General features: G+C 73.9%; 15 protein-coding genes. 10 read left to right on the top strand and 5 right to left on the bottom strand.

All coding sequences use genetic code 11. The features are described 5' to 3' along the window. Positions 1-19 precede the first annotated feature (19 nt). Both P2424_RS04875 and hmgA read right to left on the bottom strand, forming a co-directional pair. On the bottom strand, positions 20-796 hold the full coding sequence (locus tag P2424_RS04875) for a GntR family transcriptional regulator (RefSeq protein WP_276474559.1): 777 nt from the start codon (positions 794-796) through the stop codon (positions 20-22). A 28-nt stretch (positions 797-824) separates the two neighbouring features. Then, positions 825-2,231: a homogentisate 1,2-dioxygenase gene (gene hmgA / locus P2424_RS04870; RefSeq protein ID WP_276474558.1), complete on the bottom strand. Its 1,407-nt coding sequence runs from the start codon at positions 2,229-2,231 to the stop codon at positions 825-827. Positions 2,232-2,414: 183 nt separating this feature from the next. Between hmgA and P2424_RS04865 the strand changes: the two genes are divergently transcribed. From P2424_RS04865 to P2424_RS04855, 3 genes are all read left to right on the top strand, one after another. Continuing rightward, positions 2,415-3,833, top strand: coding sequence for an aldehyde dehydrogenase family protein (locus P2424_RS04865; protein ID WP_276474557.1), 1,419 nt, complete (start codon positions 2,415-2,417; stop codon positions 3,831-3,833). A 76-nt stretch (positions 3,834-3,909) separates the two neighbouring features. Continuing rightward, positions 3,910-4,995, top strand: a complete 1,086-nt coding sequence (locus tag P2424_RS04860; protein ID WP_276474556.1) for a zinc-binding dehydrogenase — start codon at positions 3,910-3,912, stop codon at positions 4,993-4,995. Positions 4,996-5,089: 94 nt separating this feature from the next. Continuing rightward, positions 5,090-5,725, top strand: coding sequence for a TetR/AcrR family transcriptional regulator (locus P2424_RS04855; RefSeq protein ID WP_276474555.1), 636 nt, complete (start codon positions 5,090-5,092; stop codon positions 5,723-5,725). Here the strand turns inward: P2424_RS04855 and P2424_RS04850 are convergent. Together P2424_RS04850 and P2424_RS04845 are read right to left on the bottom strand one after the other, a co-directional pair. Then, on the bottom strand, positions 5,706-6,170 hold the full coding sequence (locus P2424_RS04850; protein WP_019355358.1) for a MaoC family dehydratase: 465 nt from the start codon (positions 6,168-6,170) through the stop codon (positions 5,706-5,708). The two genes, P2424_RS04855 and P2424_RS04850, sit on opposite strands and share 20 nt — an antisense overlap. A gap of 256 nt (positions 6,171-6,426) precedes the next feature. Further along, positions 6,427-7,008, bottom strand: coding sequence for a hypothetical protein (locus P2424_RS04845; RefSeq protein ID WP_276474554.1), 582 nt, complete (start codon positions 7,006-7,008; stop codon positions 6,427-6,429). A 426-nt stretch (positions 7,009-7,434) separates the two neighbouring features. Here P2424_RS04845 and P2424_RS04840 point away from each other — a divergent pair, with 426 nt between their 5' ends. From P2424_RS04840 to P2424_RS04825, 4 genes are read left to right on the top strand one after another with little or no spacing between them, the layout of a single operon-like run. Next, positions 7,435-8,244, top strand: a complete 810-nt coding sequence (locus P2424_RS04840; protein ID WP_276474553.1) for an SDR family NAD(P)-dependent oxidoreductase — start codon at positions 7,435-7,437, stop codon at positions 8,242-8,244. Then, on the top strand, positions 8,241-9,917 hold the full coding sequence (locus P2424_RS04835; RefSeq protein WP_276474552.1) for an AMP-binding protein: 1,677 nt from the start codon (positions 8,241-8,243) through the stop codon (positions 9,915-9,917). Before P2424_RS04840 ends, P2424_RS04835 begins: the two co-directional genes overlap by 4 nt. A gap of 41 nt (positions 9,918-9,958) precedes the next feature. Further along, positions 9,959-10,633, top strand: a complete 675-nt coding sequence (locus P2424_RS04830) for a TetR/AcrR family transcriptional regulator (protein ID WP_276474551.1) — start codon at positions 9,959-9,961, stop codon at positions 10,631-10,633. A gap of 50 nt (positions 10,634-10,683) precedes the next feature. Further along, a complete protein-coding gene (locus P2424_RS04825) occupies positions 10,684-11,652 on the top strand; it encodes an NADPH:quinone oxidoreductase family protein (RefSeq protein ID WP_276474550.1) in 969 nt (322 codons plus the stop codon). 167 nt (positions 11,653-11,819) lie between these two features. Here P2424_RS04825 and P2424_RS04820 read toward each other — a convergent pair whose 3' ends face one another. Further along, positions 11,820-13,511, bottom strand: a complete 1,692-nt coding sequence (locus P2424_RS04820) for an FAD-binding dehydrogenase (protein WP_276474549.1) — start codon at positions 13,509-13,511, stop codon at positions 11,820-11,822. A gap of 133 nt (positions 13,512-13,644) precedes the next feature. On the opposite strand from P2424_RS04820, the gene P2424_RS04815 reads away from it, so the two are divergent. The 3 genes from P2424_RS04815 to P2424_RS04805 all read left to right on the top strand — a co-directional run bounded on the left by P2424_RS04815 (position 13,645) and on the right by P2424_RS04805 (position 14,963). Beyond that, the gene (locus P2424_RS04815) at positions 13,645-14,169 is read left to right on the top strand and encodes an NUDIX domain-containing protein (protein WP_276474548.1); all 525 of its coding nucleotides are present in this window, start codon (positions 13,645-13,647) and stop codon (positions 14,167-14,169) included. Between the two features lie 87 nt (positions 14,170-14,256). After that, positions 14,257-14,655 (top strand): DUF202 domain-containing protein, encoded by a 399-nt coding sequence (locus P2424_RS04810; protein ID WP_276474547.1) that lies wholly within the window; start codon positions 14,257-14,259, stop codon positions 14,653-14,655. Next, positions 14,652-14,963, top strand: coding sequence for a DUF202 domain-containing protein (locus P2424_RS04805; protein ID WP_276474546.1), 312 nt, complete (start codon positions 14,652-14,654; stop codon positions 14,961-14,963). The genes P2424_RS04810 and P2424_RS04805 overlap by 4 nt, the downstream gene beginning before the upstream one ends. The last annotated feature ends 31 nt before the right edge of the window (positions 14,964-14,994 follow it).

Here is a 14,994-nt window from a genome sequence, read left to right as displayed (position 1 = left end):
CCCCGGCCCGCCGCACCCGTCACATCCGGTCGTCGTGGTCCGCCAGGTTCTCCAGCGTCACGGAGAAGGCGAAGCGATCCCCCCGGTAGTGGATGCGGACCACGTCCACCACGCGGCCCTCCGCGTCGTAGGTCACTCCCGTGTAGTGCAGGATCGGACTCAGCAGCGGCACCCGCAGCAGCCGGGCCGTCTCCGGATCGGCCAGCCGCGCCTCGACCGTGTCCGTGATCCTGCTGATCCGCACCCCCACGGCGTCCCGCAGCACCTTCGTCATCGGCCAGTCCCGGCGCAGATCCGCCGGATCGATGTGGTCGGCGACGTCGCTGCGGATGAGGTTGCAGGCCCAGTTGGTCGGTTCGCCGCTCTCCCGTTCGCAGCGCAGCCGCCGGTAGGCCATCGCCTCCTGCCGGCCGGGGAAGTACTCGGCCAGCTCGGCGGGGACCGGCTCCGGTCCGTGGCCCAGCAGCGTGGTGGGTTCACCGGACTGCTGGGCGACGATCGTGTCCACCGAACCGAGCAGCCGCACCGGTCGGGCCCGGCGCGCCTCCGCTTCGATGAAGGTGCCGCGCCGCCGGTGCCGGCTGATCAGCCCCTCCGTCTCCAGCTCCTTGAGAGCCTGGCGCATGGTCAGCACACTGACGCCGTAGTGCTCGGCCAGCCGGTCCTCGGGCGGCAGCCGGTCCGGCGCCTGCGGTGGACGGCCGAGTATGGAGGCGCGGAGGGACTGGGAGACCTGGTACCAGAGGGGCAGCTTCCGGTTCAGCTCGACGGAGTCGGGGGTGAACAGCGTCGTCATGGGGCGTGCCTCCACGGGACCGGGGACATCAGGGAGCCGGGAAGTGGCGCTCAAGACCCTGCCACACCGCGTCGTAGTCCGCCTGCAGGTGTGCGGCGCCCGCGGCCTGCCCGGTGAGCGTGACCGGCCAGCGTGTCTCGAACATGAAGGCCAGCCCGTCGTCGATCTTCTGCGGTGCCAGCTCGGCGGCCGAGGCCCGTTCGAAGGTCTCCCGGTCGGGGCCGTGCGCCGACATCATGTTGTGCAGCGAACCCCCGCCCGGCACGAAGCCGCCGGCGCCGCCTGCCTTGGCGTCGTAGGCGCCCTCGATCAGGCCCATGTACTCGCTCATCACGTTGCGGTGGAAGTACGGCGGCCGGAAGGTGTCCTCGCCCACCAGCCAGCGGGGTGCGAAGACCACGAAGTCCACCCCGGCCAGGCCCGGAGTGTCCGAGGGCGAGGTCAGCACGGTGAAGATCGAGGGGTCGGGATGGTCGTAGCTGATGCTGCCCAGCACGTTGAAGCGGCGCAGATCGTAGACGTAGGGCAGATGGTTGCCGTGCCAGGCCACGACGTCCAGCGGCGAGTGGTCGTAGACGGCCTTCCACAGGTTGCCGCAGAACTTGTTGACCACCTCCACCGGTTGCTCCACGTCCTCGTACGCGGCCGTGGGGGCCAGGAAGTCCCGCGCGTTGGCGAGCCCATTGGCGCCGATCGGCCCCAGGTCGGGCAGGACGAAGGGGCGGCCGTAGTTCTCGCAGACGTACCCGCGCGCGCTCTCCTCCAGCAGCTCCACCCGGAAGCGCACCCCGCGCGGGATCAGCGCCACATGCCCCGGGGCCGCGCTCAGCGGCCCGAACTCGGTGTGCAGCAGCAGTCCGCCGCGCTCGGGGACGATCAGCAGTTCGCCGTCCGCGTCGCTGAACACCCGGTCGGTCATGGACACGTTGGCGGCGTACAGATGTACGGCCATACCGCTGCGCTGCCGTGCGTCGCCGTTGCCGCCGAGCGTCCAGAGCCCGGCCAGGAAGTCGGTGCCCTGGGGGTACCCCTTGCTCGAAGAGCTCGGGGGAGGATCGGGCAGCGGGCCCCAGCGCAGCCGGTTGGGATCGGGCTCCGTCTCCTCGAAGGGGGCGCTCCGCAGGCCGCCGTTGTCCGTGCGGACGAAGCGTGGGTGCGCCGCCGAGGGGCGGATGCGGTAGAGCCACGAGCGGCGGTTGTGCGCCCGGGGCTCGGTGAAGGCGCTGCCACTCAACTGCTCCGCGTACAGGCCCAGCGGCGCCCGCTGGGGGGAGTTGCGGCCGAGGGGCAACGCGCCCGGCTCCGCCTCGCTGCTGTGCTCGTTGCCGAACCCGGCCTGGTAGGTCAGGCGCTCGGCTGTGCCGCGCGCCCGGTCCCGTGCCTGGTCGGCGGAGGTGCCGGTGCTGCTGGTGGTGCTCTCGGTGCCCTGGCCCATCGCCAACTCCCGCCGCATCATGGATTCCTATGGGTGACCATAGGAATAACAGGGATCTCCGTCAACGCCGCCACGCGTGCCCGTCGGACGCGCCGGGGGGCCGGGCGGTGCCACCGGCCCCGGTGACCCAGGGCACCCCGACGCCGTGCTGACACCTTGCTGACCCGACAGTAGGTTTGCCCCATGAAGGCACACGACGGCATGTACATCGACGGCGCCTGGCGCCCCGCCGCGGGCACCGGGACGATCGAGGTCACCAACCCCGCCGACGGAACCCTCCTGGCCACCGTCCCCGCGGGCGGACCCGAGGACGTCGCGGCAGCCGTGCGCGCCGCCCGCGCGGCGCTGCCCGGCTGGGCCGCCACCCCGCCGGCGGAACGCGCCGCGCGGCTGGACGCGCTCCGGCGGATCCTCACCGACCGGCGTGAGGAGATCGCCCGGACCGTCACCGCCGAACTCGGCTCCCCGCTCACCCTCTCGCAGAAGGTGCACGCCGCCGTGCCGATCGCCGTGTGCACCGGCTACGCGGAGCTCGCCGCCGAGTACTCCTTCGAGGAGCGGCTGGGCAACTCCCTGGTGCTGCGCGAGCCGGTCGGAGTCGTCGGTGCCATCACCCCGTGGAACTACCCGCTGCACCAGATCGTGGCCAAGGCCGCACCGGCCCTCGCCGCCGGCTGCACCATGGTGCTCAAACCGGCCGAGGACACCCCGCTGGTCGCCCAGCTGTTCGCGGAAGCCGTCGACGAGGCGGGGGTGCCCGCCGGGGTCTTCAACCTGGTCACCGGGCTCGGCCCGATCGCCGGACAGGCGCTGGCCGAGCACGAGGACATCGACCTGCTCTCCTTCACCGGCTCCACCGCCGTCGGCCGCCGCATCGGTGCGGCGGCCGCCTCCGGCGTCAAGCGCGTCGCGCTCGAACTCGGCGGCAAATCGGCCAACGTCATCCTGCCCGGTGCCGACCTGGCGAAGGCCGTGAAGGTCGGCGTCGCCAACGTGATGGCCAACTCCGGGCAGACGTGCAGCGCCTGGACCCGGATGCTGGTGGACTCCGAGCGCTACGAGGAGGCCGTACGGCTGGCAGCCGAAGCCACCGCCAAGTACACCACCGGTGACCCGCTGGACGAGGCCACCCGGGTCGGCCCCCTCGTCAACGCCGCGCAGCGCGCGAGGGTCACCGGTTACATCGAACGCGGCAGCAAGGAGGGCGCCCGGCTCGTGGCCGGCGGCGCCGAGCCCCCCGAGGGCGCGGAGCGCGGCCACTACGTCCGGCCCACCGTCTTCGCCGACGTCACCCCCGGGATGACCATCGCCCAGGAGGAGATCTTCGGCCCCGTCCTGTCCCTGCTGGCATACGAGGACACCGAGGACGCGCTGCGGATCGCCAACGGCACCGTCTACGGCCTGGCCGGCGCCGTGTGGTCCGAGGACGAGGAGGAGGCCGTCGCCTTCGCGCGCCGGATGGAGACCGGACAGGTCGACATCAACGGCGGCCGGTTCAACCCCCTGGCGCCCTTCGGCGGATACAAGCAGTCGGGCGTCGGACGGGAACTGGGCGTGCACGGCCTGGAGGAATATCTGCAGACCAAGTCCCTCCAGCTCTGAGATCCACGCCCACACCGGCCGCGCCGGGCCGGTCCGTCCGAGGTCACTCCCGTCCCGCACCCCGCTTGGAGCCCGCATGGTTCGCGCCCTCGTTCTGCCCGCCGTCTCGGCACCGCTGGAGGTCACCTCGATAGTCCTGCCGGACCCGGGCCCCGGCCAGGTGCGGGTACGGCTCGCCGCCGCCGGGGTCTGCCACTCCGACCTCTCGCTGGCCAACGGCATCCTGCGGCAGCCGGTACCCGCCGTTCTCGGCCACGAGGGTGCGGGAACCGTCGTCGCCGTGGGTGAGGACGTACGGGACGTCGCCCCCGGTGACCGCGTCGTCCTCAACTGGGCACCGAGCTGCGGCGAGTGCCACTTCTGCGCGCAGCTGTCCGAGCCCTGGCTCTGCGTGCGGGCCAACGACGCCACCACCACCCCCTACGCGCGCACCCGCAGCGGCGACGGCCTCTACCCCGGGCTGAGCGTCGCCGCCTTCGCCGAGGAGACGGTCGTGCCGCGCCGCGCCGTGCTCCCGCTGCCCCCGGGGGTGCCGCTGGAGGACGCGGCGCTGCTGGGCTGCGCCATGCTCACCGGGTACGGCGCGGTGCACCACAGCGCCCGGGTGCGGGTGGGCGAGTCGGTCGCGGTGTTCGGCGTGGGCGGGGTGGGGCTGGCCACCTTGCAGTCGGCGCGGCTGGCGGGCGCCGGACAGATCGTGGCGGTGGACGTCTCCGCGGAGAAGGAGGAGATGGCGCGGGCCGCCGGGGCGACGGACTTCGTCGTGGCGGGCGAGAAGACCGCCAAGGAGATCCGCGCGCTCACCGAGGGCGGCTACGGTGCCGACGTGGCCGTCGAGTGCGTGGGGCGGGCCGCGACCGTCCGCGCAGCCTGGGACTGCACCCGGCGGGGCGGCCGGGCGGTGGTGGTCGGCATCGGCGGCAAGGACGAGCAGGTCTCCTTCTCGGCGCTGGAGATCTTCCACTTCGCCCGGGAGCTGCGGGGCTGCGTCTACGGTGACTCCGATCCCGCGCGGGACGTCCCCGTGCTGGCCCAGCATGTGCGGGACGGGCGGCTGGAGCTGGGGGCGTTGGTGAGCGAGCGGGTCGGGCTGGAGGGCGTCGGGGACGCGTTCGCGGCCATGCGGGCCGGACGGGGCGGGCGCACCCTGGTGGTCTTCTGAGCCTCGGGCCGCTCTCGCACCCGGGCCCGGAGGTCCGCCGGGCCTCGGCGGGGCCCGGGCTAAGCATCCGCTCAGTGCGCAGTAAGCTGGGCGGATGACGACGGGTGAGATCGATGAATCCTTCGGCGGCGTCACCCCGGACGCCGCCCGCCGCCTGCTGCTGGGTGCCGTGGAGGCGTTCGCCGAGCGGGGTTTCCACGCCACCACCACCCGCGACATCGCAGGACGTGCGGGGATGAGCCCCGCCGCGCTCTACATCCACTACAAGACCAAGGAAGAGCTGCTCTTCCACATCAGCAGGGTCGGCCACGAGCGCTCGGTCGCGGTGCTGGAGGAGGCGGTCGCGAGCGCGCCCGACTGCGCGGAGCGACTCGCCGGCGCCGTCCGCGCGTTCGTGCGCTGGCACGCGGAGCACCACACCACGGCCCGGGTCGTCCAGTACGAGCTGGCGGCGCTGGGGGAGGAGCACTACGCGCGGATCGTGCTGCTGCGCAGGCGCAGTGAGGAGATTCTGCGTGCGGTCCTGGAGGAGGGCGTGGCGGCCGGGGAGTTCGACATCCCGGACCTGCGGGGCACGGCGCTGGCCGTGATGTCGCTGTGCATCGACGTCGCCCGCTGGTTCAGCCCGGAGGGCCGCAGGACGCCGGACGAGATCGGCGCGCTGTACGCCGATCTCGCCCTGCGGATGGCGGGCCACCGGCCCGCCGGTCTCACCAGTAGTAACGGCTGAGGCTCACCGCGACGCACACCGGCTTGTCGCCGCCCTCCCGTTCCACGGTCACCTGCGCGGCGACCTGCACCCCGCCGTCCGGCGTCTCGCTGACGTCGGCCAGGGTCGCCCGGGCGCGCAGCCGGGAGCCGACGGGTACCGGGGCGGGGAAACGTACTTTGTCCGTGCCGTAGTTGACGCCCATCCGCACTCCTTCGACGCGGAGGATCTGCGGAACGAGCGCGGGCAGCAGCGAGAGGGTCAGATAGCCGTGCGCGATGGTGCTCCCGAAGGGGCCCTCGGCGGCGCGCTCCGGGTCCACATGGATCCACTGATGGTCGCCGGTCGCGTCCGCGAAGAGGTCGATCCGCTTCTGGTCCACCTCAAGCCAGTCGCTGACGCCCAGCTCTTGGCCGACTGCGGCGCGCAGCTCCGGGGCCGACGTGAAAACCTGGGGTTCCGCCATGCAAACAACCTCCCACGCTGGTTAAGTCGCGGAGCAGATGCCGAATAAGCGATCGCTCAGCGCGTGCCCGTCAGCATGCCAGCAGGGCTCAGCGGGGCGCCACCCCGGCCCGTCGCCGCCCGCCGCGCCCGGGTGCCGCGTCCCGGCCCCCCGTGCCGCGTCCCGGTGCCTCGTGCCGCGCCCCTCCGGTGGTGCGTCCGGTCCGCCGGTACGGCCCGGACGGCGGGCGCCGCGGTCATTCGCGGGCCGCGGCCGCTCAGCCCTGGGAGGGCAGCGGGCTGCCGAACCCGAGCCGGGAACCGGTGCCCGTGCGGTGCGGATTGCGGCTCTCGCGGCGACCGGTGCCCTCGGTGCGGATCTCCGCACGGGCCCCCCGCTCCATGCGCAGGGCACGGCGGTAGGGGGGTGCGTCCCGGACGGCGCCCGGCATGGCGATCATGCGGCGCAGCACCTCCGCCAGCCGGGGAGTCGGCGGCCGGGCCGGATCGCACCGCAACAGCGACCTGCCGCCCCACGTCCTGCGGTGCCACTCGTCGAGTGCGGTCGGCTGCCTGATCCCGTTGTGCTTCTCCCGCCTGCGGCGGGCGGCGACTTCGGACTCGTAGGCGAGCCAGACCGCGCGGGCCTCCTCCAGCTCCTCCAGAGCCGCGACGAGCAGCGCGGGGTCGGGTTCGCGGTCGTCCGGGTCGAATCCGGCGTTCCTGCACAGGTGCTGCCAGGTGGCGCGGTGTCCGTAGGGGGCGAACCGCTCCAGGCACTTGCGCAGCGCCTGTCGCCGCTGGGACCGTTCTCTGTCCGGATCCCGGACCTGTCGGGCGAGCGCTCTGAAACCGGCCAATCATCCCACCTCCGGCGGAGAGGACCCGTGTCGTCGGGGATGTGACGTGCCGCCCCGCGGTTCGGATCCGTCTCCGGCGATGCTTTTTCGCGCGGAGAGCGCGCACTTGCTTCGGCGTGGCGGATTACCCCGGATGCGGCCCGCTATTCCTGTAAGGGGAGCGACCCCGCCTCACCGGGCGCAGCCGCTTCCGGGGTCTCCACCGGTCACGCATGCGCGGCGCCGCGCGCCGCCCACAGCAGAGGAACGAGCCTGCGGCCGCCGCCGTTCCCGAAGCGGCGTCGGGAGGGGCGCCGGCACCCCTTCCGCAATGACATACCGACTGGTTAGTCTGCCGACCGGGGCGCGGCGCCGCGGAGCCCTTCCGCCGGCCGCGCCCGAACGGGGCCGTAGGAACACACGCCCGGAGAGTGGGAGGCGCAGCCGATGGAGTCCTTGCGCGACAGTGCCGTCGTCGTGACCGGAGCGGGCGGAGGCATCGGAGCCGCCCTCGCCCGCAGATTCGCGGCCGAGGGCGCGCGGGTCGCGGTCAACGATCTCGATCCGGGCCGCGCCCGGGCGGTCGCCGAGGAGATCGGCGGCATCGCCGTTCCCGGGGACGCCGCCACCGTCGTGGCGCCCGCGCGCGAAGCGCTCGGCGGTGCCGTCGACACGTTCTGCGCCAACGCCGGCCTGGGCGCCGAGGGCGGCCCCGAGACCCCCGACGCGCAGTGGGACGCGGCCTGGGACCTCAACGTGATGGCGCACGTCCGGGCCGCGCGCGAACTGCTGCCGGACTGGCTGGAGCGCGGGCGGGGCCGCTTCGTGTCCACCGTTTCGGCGGCCGGACTGCTGACGATGGTCGGCTCGGCGCCCTACAGCGTCACCAAGCACGCGGCACTCGCCTTCGCCGAGTGGCTGTCGGTCACCTACCGGCACCGAGGCCTGCGGGTGCACGCCGTCTGCCCCGAAGGGGTACGCACCGACATGCTGGAGGCCACCGGCGTCGCGGGGGACCTCGTGCTGCGACCCGGCGCCATCGCCCCGGACGCCGTGGCCGACGCGCTGTTCGCCGCGCTCGCCGACGGGCGTTTCCTCGTCCTGCCGCACGCCTCCACGCAGGGCCACTACACCGCGCGTGCCTCCGGGACCGACACCTGGCTGAGCGCCATGAACCATCTGCAGCGCAAGGTCGAGGACGCGGCCGGCGGGACACCGCAGGGCGCCGCCGCGGCGCGGGAGGGGGAGCCCGCATGACCTCGACCACCGCCGGGTACGGGGACAAGCCCTGGCTCGCCCAGCTCACCGAGGCCCAACGCGCCCCCGTCACGCCGCCCCAGACGCTGCTGCACGCCTTCCGCGCCGCGGCCCGTGAGGTACCGGACCGGGCCGCACTCAGCTACTTCGACGGCCGGCTCAGCTACGCCGAGACCGACGCGCTCTCCGACGCGGTCGCGGCGCACCTCGCCGCACGCGGCCTGGCCAAGGGCGACCGGCTCGCCCTGATGCTGCAGAACAGCCCGCACTATGTGCTGGCGCTGCTCGGCGCGTGGAAGGCGGGCGCCACCGTCGTGCCCGTCAACCCCATGTACAAGGGGCGCGAGGTGGCGCATGTGCTCCAGGACGCGGAGGCGGCCGCGCTGGTGTGCTCGGACCGTGCCTGGGAGGACCGGCTGCGCGCCGTGGCGGCCGGCGGCACCGTGCGCACGGTGCTGACCGCCTGCGAACTCGACCTGCAGACGCGGGACGATTCCCGGGTGCTCGACTTCGCCCGGCGCCCGCCCGCCGAGGACGCCGAGGATCTGCTCGCCGTCGCCCGCACCGGCGCGCCCGCACCCGCCGGGCGCGGACTCACCGGCGACGACATCGCCCTGATCAGCTACACCTCCGGGACCAGCGGCGCCCCCAAGGGCGCCATGAACACGCACGCCAACCTCGCCTACAACGCGGAGCGGCAGCGTGTCGGCCACGGCATCCCCGAGGGGGCGTGCGTCTTCGCGCTGGCTCCGCTCTTCCACATCACCGGCGCGGTCGTGCAGCTCTGCGGCTGCATCGCCAACAAGGGCACGCTCGCCCTCGCCTACCGCTTCGACCCGGGCGTCGTCCTGGACGCCTTCCTGGAACACCGGCCCGCCTACACCGTCGGCCCCTCCACGGCGTTCATGGCGCTGGCCGCACACCCGGCCGCGTCCCGCGAACACTTCGCCTCGTTCGCCCACCTCTCCTCCGGCGGCGCGCCGCTGCCCCCCGCGCTGGTGGAGAAGTTCCGCGCCGCCTTCGGCCCCTACATCGGCAACGGTTACGGCCTCACCGAGTGCTCGGCCCCGTGCGCCTCGGTACCGCCCGGCAGGCAGGCCCCGGTCGACCCGGAGTCCGGCACGCTGGCCGTCGGCCTGCCCGGCCCCGACACGGTGGTGCGGATACTGGACGAGACCGGCGCCGAGGTGCCGTTCGGGCAGCAGGGCGAGATCGCCGTGCGTGGCCCGCAGGTGGTGCCCGGCTACTGGCGGCGGCCAGCCGAGACCGCCGCCGGCATGCCCGGCGGCGAACTGCGCACCGGGGACATCGGGTTCATGGACGCGGACGGCTGGCTGTACGTCGTCGACCGCAAGAAGGACATGATCAACGCTTCCGGGTTCAAGGTCTGGCCCCGCGAGGTGGAGGACGTGCTCTACACCCACCCGGCCGTCCGCGAGGCCGCGGTGGTCGGGGTGCCGCACGCGTACCGGGGCGAGACCGTCAAGGCGTACGTCAGCCTGCGCGAGGGCGCGTCCGCCGCTCCGCAGGAGCTGAGCGGTTACTGCAAAGAACGGCTGGCCGCCTACAAGTACCCCCGTGAGGTGGAGGTGCTGCGGGAGCTGCCCAAGACCACCAGTGGCAAGATCCTCCGGCGGGAGCTGCGTTCCCGGCAGGACGGCTCCCCGACGTGAGCGAACAGCCGGACCGGCCGTGCGGCGCCGGTCGGTGAACGATGAGTGAGAGGCAGGTGGCGGCCATGGCGACCAAGGCCGGTACGGGAGATCCGGTACGCGGGAGCGGGACGCGCACGGCGCGCGCCCGGAGCGGGGACGACACCCGGGCGCCGGTACCGCAGCGGCTGCTGGCGGCCGCCACCCGCCTCTTCGCCGAACAGGGGTACGACCGCACCTCCGTGCAGGAGATCGTGGAGGCGGCAGGCGTCACCAAGGGCGCGCTCTACCACTACTTCGGCTCCAAGGACGATCTGCTCCACGAGATCTACGGCCGGCTGCTACGGCTCCAGCAGGAGCGCCTCGACCTGCTCGCCGACCGTGCGGCTCCGGTGGAGGAGCGGCTGCGGGAGGCCGCGGCGGACGTCGTCGTCACCACCATCGACAACCTCGACGACGCCATGATCTTCTTCCGCTCGATGCACCAGCTCTCCCCGGAGAAGCAGAAGCAGGTGCGGGCCGAGCGGCGCCGCTACCACGAGCGGTTCCGTGCGCTGATCGAAGAGGGCCGGCGCTCCGGGGTGTTCAGCGACGCGACCCCCGCCGACCTGGTCGTGGACTACCACTTCGGTTCCGTGCACCACCTCAGCAGCTGGTATCGGCCCGGCGGGCGGCTCACGCCGCAGGCGGTCGCCGACCACCTGGCCGATCTGCTGCTGCGGGCGCTGCGGCCCTGAGCGGGCCCGGGGCCGCGGAGCGCGGCCCCCCGTCGACGAAAGGACCATCCGTGCAGGCATGGCGCGTCCACACCAACGGCGAACCGCGCGAGGTGATGCGGTTGGAAGAGGTGCCCGAGCCCGAACCGGGCCCGGGGCAACTGCTGGTCCGGGTCCGGGCCGCGAACGTCAACTACCCGGACGCCATGCTGTGCCGGGGCGAGTACCAGGTACGCCCGCCGCTGCCGTTCACCCCCGGCGTGGAGCTCTGCGGCGAGATCGTCGGCGGGCCCCGGGCGGGGGAGCGGGTGCTGGGGCAGCCCGTACTGCCCTGCGGCGCCTTCGGTGAGACGGCCGTCGTCGCCGAGGAGAGCGCCCGTCCCGCGCCCGAAGCGCTGGACGACGCCGAGGCCGCCGCACTGCACATCGGCTACCAGACCGGCTGGTTCGGGCTCCACCGGCGGGCCGGACTGCGGAAGGGCGAGACGCTGCTGGTGCACGCAGCCGCGGGCGGCGTCGGCAGCGCGGCCGTCCAACTGGGCAAAGCCGCCGGAGCACGGGTGATCGGGGTCGTGGGCGGTGCCGCGAAGGCCGAGGTCGCCCGGAAGCTGGGCTGCGACGTCGTCGTCGACCGCAGGCGCGCGGACGTGGTCGCCGCCGTGAAGGATGCCACCGGCGGTGCGGGCGCCGACGTGGTCTACGACCCGGTGGGCGGCGACGCCTACGCGGCGTCCGCCAAGTGCATCGCCTTCGAGGGGCGCATCGTGGTGGTCGGCTTCGCCAGCGGCGCGGTGCCCACCCCCGGCCTCAACCACGCGCTGGTGAAGAACTACTCCGTCCTCGGGCTGCACTGGGGGCTGTACGCGCAGCGGGAGCCCTCCGCCGTCGACCGCTGCCACGAGGAACTCACCCGCCTCGCCGCGGAGGGCGCGGTGAAGCCGCTGGTGAGCGAGCGCGTACCGCTGGGCGGCGCGGCCGACGCCGTCCAGCGGGTCTTCGACGGCGTGACCACGGGCCGCGTGGTGGTGGAGCCCGGCTGACCGGCCCCGGACGGCCGGCGGCGGGCCGCGGCGCGTCGCCGGCTCGCCGCGGGTCCACCACCTCTTCCGGCGGCCGCGGCCTCCCCGCTTCCCCGTCCGACTCCGCGGCGCACCGGGCCGTCCGGCGCCCCGGGCCGGGCACCCGGCGTGGAGCCCGGCCCGGGGCGTCAGGCGACCGCGGCGGCCGCCGCCCGTCCGGCCGTGCGTCCGGAGAAGAGGCAGCCGCCCAGGAAGGTGCCCTCCAGCGAGCGGTAGCCGTGCACCCCGCCGCCGCCGAATCCGGCGGCCTCCCCCGCTGCGTAGAGTCCCGGAACCGGGTCGCCCCGGCGGGGCCGCGCCGCCTCCTCCGGCCCCGGCGCGGGCTCGGCGAGCACCCGCGAGGACAGGTCCGTCTCCAGCCCGCCCAGGCTCTTGCGGGTCAGGATGTTGAGCCGGACCGCGATCAGCGGACCGGCGGCCGGATCCAGCAGGCGGTGCGGGGCCGCGACCCGGATGAGCCGGTCGCCCAGGTACCGCCGGGCGCCGTTCAGCGCCGTGATCTGCAGGTCCTTGGTGAAGGGGTTGCGGATCTCCCGGTCCCGGGCGGCGATCTCCCGGTGCAGCGCCGCCGCCTCGATCAGCCCGTCCCCGGTCAGCTCGTTCATCCGGCGGGCCAGGGCGGCGACATCGCGCTCGATGACGAAGTCGGCCCCGTGGTCCATGAACGCCTGCACCGGCCCGGGGGCACCGCCGCGTGCCCGGCCCAGGACCTCGCGCACGGACCGGCCGGTCAGGTCCGGGTTCTGCTCCGACCCGGACAGCGTGAACTCCTTCTCGATGATCTTCCGGCTGAGGACGAACCAGGTGTAGCCGTGCCCTGTCCGCATGATGTGGTCGAGGGTGCCCAGCGTGTCGAAGCCGGGGAAGAGCGGGACCGGCAGCCGCTGCCCGGTGGCGTCGAGCCACAGCGAGGAGGGTCCCGGCAGGATGCGGATGCCGTGCCGGGCCCAGATGGGGCTCCAGTTCTCGATCCCCTCGGTGTAGTGCCACATCCGATCGCGGTTGATCATGTGGCCGCCCGCCTCTCCGGTCACGTCCAGCATCAGCCCGTCCACGTGCGCCGGCACGCCGGAGAGCAGCTTCCGGGGCGGGGTGCCCAGCCGCTCGGGCCAGTGGGCGCGCACCAGGTCGTGGTTGCCGCCGATACCGCCGGAGGTCACGATCACGGCTTGGGCCCGCAGTTCGAAGCTGCCGCCGACCTCCCGGCTGCTGGCCGTGCCGCGTCGCGCGTCGCTGGGCTCCAGCACCTGGCCGGTCACGGTGTCCACCGCTCCGGTCGTCCGGGACAGGCCGGTCACCCGGTGCCGGAAGCGCAGTTCGACCAGGCCGCGTGCCACGCCCTCGCGGACGCGCCGCTCGAACGGTTCGACGATGCCGGGCCCGGTGCCCCAGGTGATGTGGAACCGGGGCACCGAGTTGCCGTGGCCGTCCGCGCCGTAGCCGCCCCGCTCGGCCCAGCCCACCACGGGGAAGAGCTTCAGCCCCTGGGCGCGCAGCCAGGCGCGCTTCTCGCCCGCGGCGAAGTCCACGTACGCCTCGGCCCACCGGCGCGGCCAGTGGTCCTCGGGCCGGTCGAAGGCGGCCGTCCCCAGCCAGTCCTGCCAGGCGAGTTCGCGGCTGTCCCGGATGCGCAGCCGCCGCTGCTCGGGCGAGTCGACGAAGAACAGGCCGCCGAAGGACCAGTGCGCCTGCCCGCCGAGCGCCTGCTCGGGCTCCTGGTCGAGGAGGATGACGCGCCGCCCGGCGTCGGCCAGTTCGGCGGTCGCGGCGAGCCCCGCGAGTCCGGCTCCGACCACGATCACATCGGCGTCGTACGCCATGCTCCCACCCTTCCTGACGACTGCCGCACAGGTGCGCGGCCACCTGCTCCGGGACCGGTGACCGGAGAGTAACCTCCGGGCCCGCCCGCGGACACCCCTGCGCGGGGCCCGGCTGCGGTGCTTGGATGGGCGTATGACACCCCAGGGGCGCTCGGCGGACGAACTGCTGGACATCGTGGACGCACAGGACCGGGTCGTCGGGCAGCGGCTGCGCGGCGAGGTCTACGCCGGCCGGCTGCGGCACCGCAGCACCTCCATCCGGGTCCGGGACGCGGCGGGCCGGATCTTCGTGCACCGCCGCACGCCCACCAAGCTGATCTTCCCCGGGATGTACGACGTCGTGGTGGGTGGCGTCGTCGGCGCGGGTGAGGACTACGACACGGCGGCGCTCCGGGAGGCCGAGGAAGAGCTGGGCGTCAGCGGGCTGCCGCGGCCCGAGCGGCGGCTGAAGTTCCTCTTCGAGACGCCCGAGTACTCCTGGTTCCTCCAGGTGTACGAGGTGGTGTGCACCCGGCCCGTCCGTCCGCAGCCCGAAGAGGTCGCGTGGTGGGACTTCCTGCCGGAGGAGGAGCTGGAGCGGCGGCTGGCCGGCTGGGAGGCGCGGGGCGACATCGTCCCGGACGGGCTGGAGTGCCATCGGCGGCTCGGCCCGCAGTAGCCGGGCTGCCCGCCGGTAAGGGGCGCCCCCGGGTGACGCGGGTGTCCCCGTGGGGAAGCGCCGCAGGTCACCGCGTACGGTTGAGCCATGCGCGACCGGCTCTCGGCGACTCTTCGGCTGTGGTTCGCCCCCCAGCGGCTCAGGGAGGAGGGCACCACGCCCGACTACCGCTTCTCGCTCGCCAACGAGCGCACCTTCCTCGCCTGGATCCGCACCGCGCTGGCCCTGGTGGCGGGCGGGATCGCGGTCGACCAGTTCCTGACGGACCTGCGCTGGGGGGCCCGCACGGCCGTCGCGACCGTGCTGCTGGCCGGTGCCGCGCTGTGTGCCGTGCGGGCCGTGAACCACTGGGTGCGCTGCGAGCGCGCCATGCGCCGCGGTGAGGACCTGCCCGCCTCGCGCTTCCCGGTGCTGCTGGCGGGCGGCACGGCGTTCGCGGCGCTGCTGGTCGTCGTCGTCGTGGTGTTCGGCCTGGCCGGCCGGTGAGCGGCGAGCCGCCCCGCGACCCGGGCGCCCAGCCGGAGCGCACCTGGCTGGCCTGGCGGCGCACGACGCTGACCTGCGCGGTGTCGGTGGCGCTGACGGTACGGGTGGCGCTCGCCGACCCGTCCGGTCCCGCCGTGGCGGCCGCCTGCCTGGGCGCGCTGGCCTGGGTGGGCCTGCTGGTGACCGCGCACCGCCGGATCCGCGCGCTCTCCCGTGCCCGGCCCCGGACGATGGGGGCGGCGCAGACCCTGGGGACGCTGGCCTGTGTGCTGGTGCTGGTCGGAGCGGGAGGAATGATGCTGCTGTGAACGGCCCCGAGGGCCCGCACGCGCCGCTCGT

The organism is Streptomyces sp. WMMB303, from assembly GCF_029351045.1.
Taxonomy (GTDB): domain Bacteria; phylum Actinomycetota; class Actinomycetes; order Streptomycetales; family Streptomycetaceae; genus Streptomyces.
The sequence above is the reverse complement of the archived record's forward strand: the minus strand, read 5'-3'. Positions and strand labels throughout refer to the sequence as shown.

Excerpts from the sequence above, each read along its gene's own strand:
- P2424_RS04875 (WP_276474559.1), bottom strand. The coding sequence starts at position 796 with ATGACGACGCTGTTCACCCCCGACTCCGTCGAGCTGAACCGGAAGCTG.
- hmgA (WP_276474558.1), bottom strand. The coding sequence starts at position 2,231 with ATGGGCCAGGGCACCGAGAGCACCACCAGCAGCACCGGCACCTCCGCC.
- P2424_RS04865 (WP_276474557.1), top strand. The coding sequence starts at position 2,415 with ATGAAGGCACACGACGGCATGTACATCGACGGCGCCTGGCGCCCCGCC.
- P2424_RS04860 (WP_276474556.1), top strand. The coding sequence starts at position 3,910 with ATGGTTCGCGCCCTCGTTCTGCCCGCCGTCTCGGCACCGCTGGAGGTC.
- P2424_RS04855 (WP_276474555.1), top strand. The coding sequence starts at position 5,090 with ATGACGACGGGTGAGATCGATGAATCCTTCGGCGGCGTCACCCCGGAC.
- P2424_RS04850 (WP_019355358.1), bottom strand. The coding sequence starts at position 6,170 with ATGGCGGAACCCCAGGTTTTCACGTCGGCCCCGGAGCTGCGCGCCGCA.
- P2424_RS04840 (WP_276474553.1), top strand. The coding sequence starts at position 7,435 with ATGGAGTCCTTGCGCGACAGTGCCGTCGTCGTGACCGGAGCGGGCGGA.
- P2424_RS04835 (WP_276474552.1), top strand. The coding sequence starts at position 8,241 with ATGACCTCGACCACCGCCGGGTACGGGGACAAGCCCTGGCTCGCCCAG.
- P2424_RS04830 (WP_276474551.1), top strand. The coding sequence starts at position 9,959 with ATGAGTGAGAGGCAGGTGGCGGCCATGGCGACCAAGGCCGGTACGGGA.
- P2424_RS04820 (WP_276474549.1), bottom strand. The coding sequence starts at position 13,511 with ATGGCGTACGACGCCGATGTGATCGTGGTCGGAGCCGGACTCGCGGGG.
- P2424_RS04815 (WP_276474548.1), top strand. The coding sequence starts at position 13,645 with ATGACACCCCAGGGGCGCTCGGCGGACGAACTGCTGGACATCGTGGAC.
- P2424_RS04810 (WP_276474547.1), top strand. The coding sequence starts at position 14,257 with ATGCGCGACCGGCTCTCGGCGACTCTTCGGCTGTGGTTCGCCCCCCAG.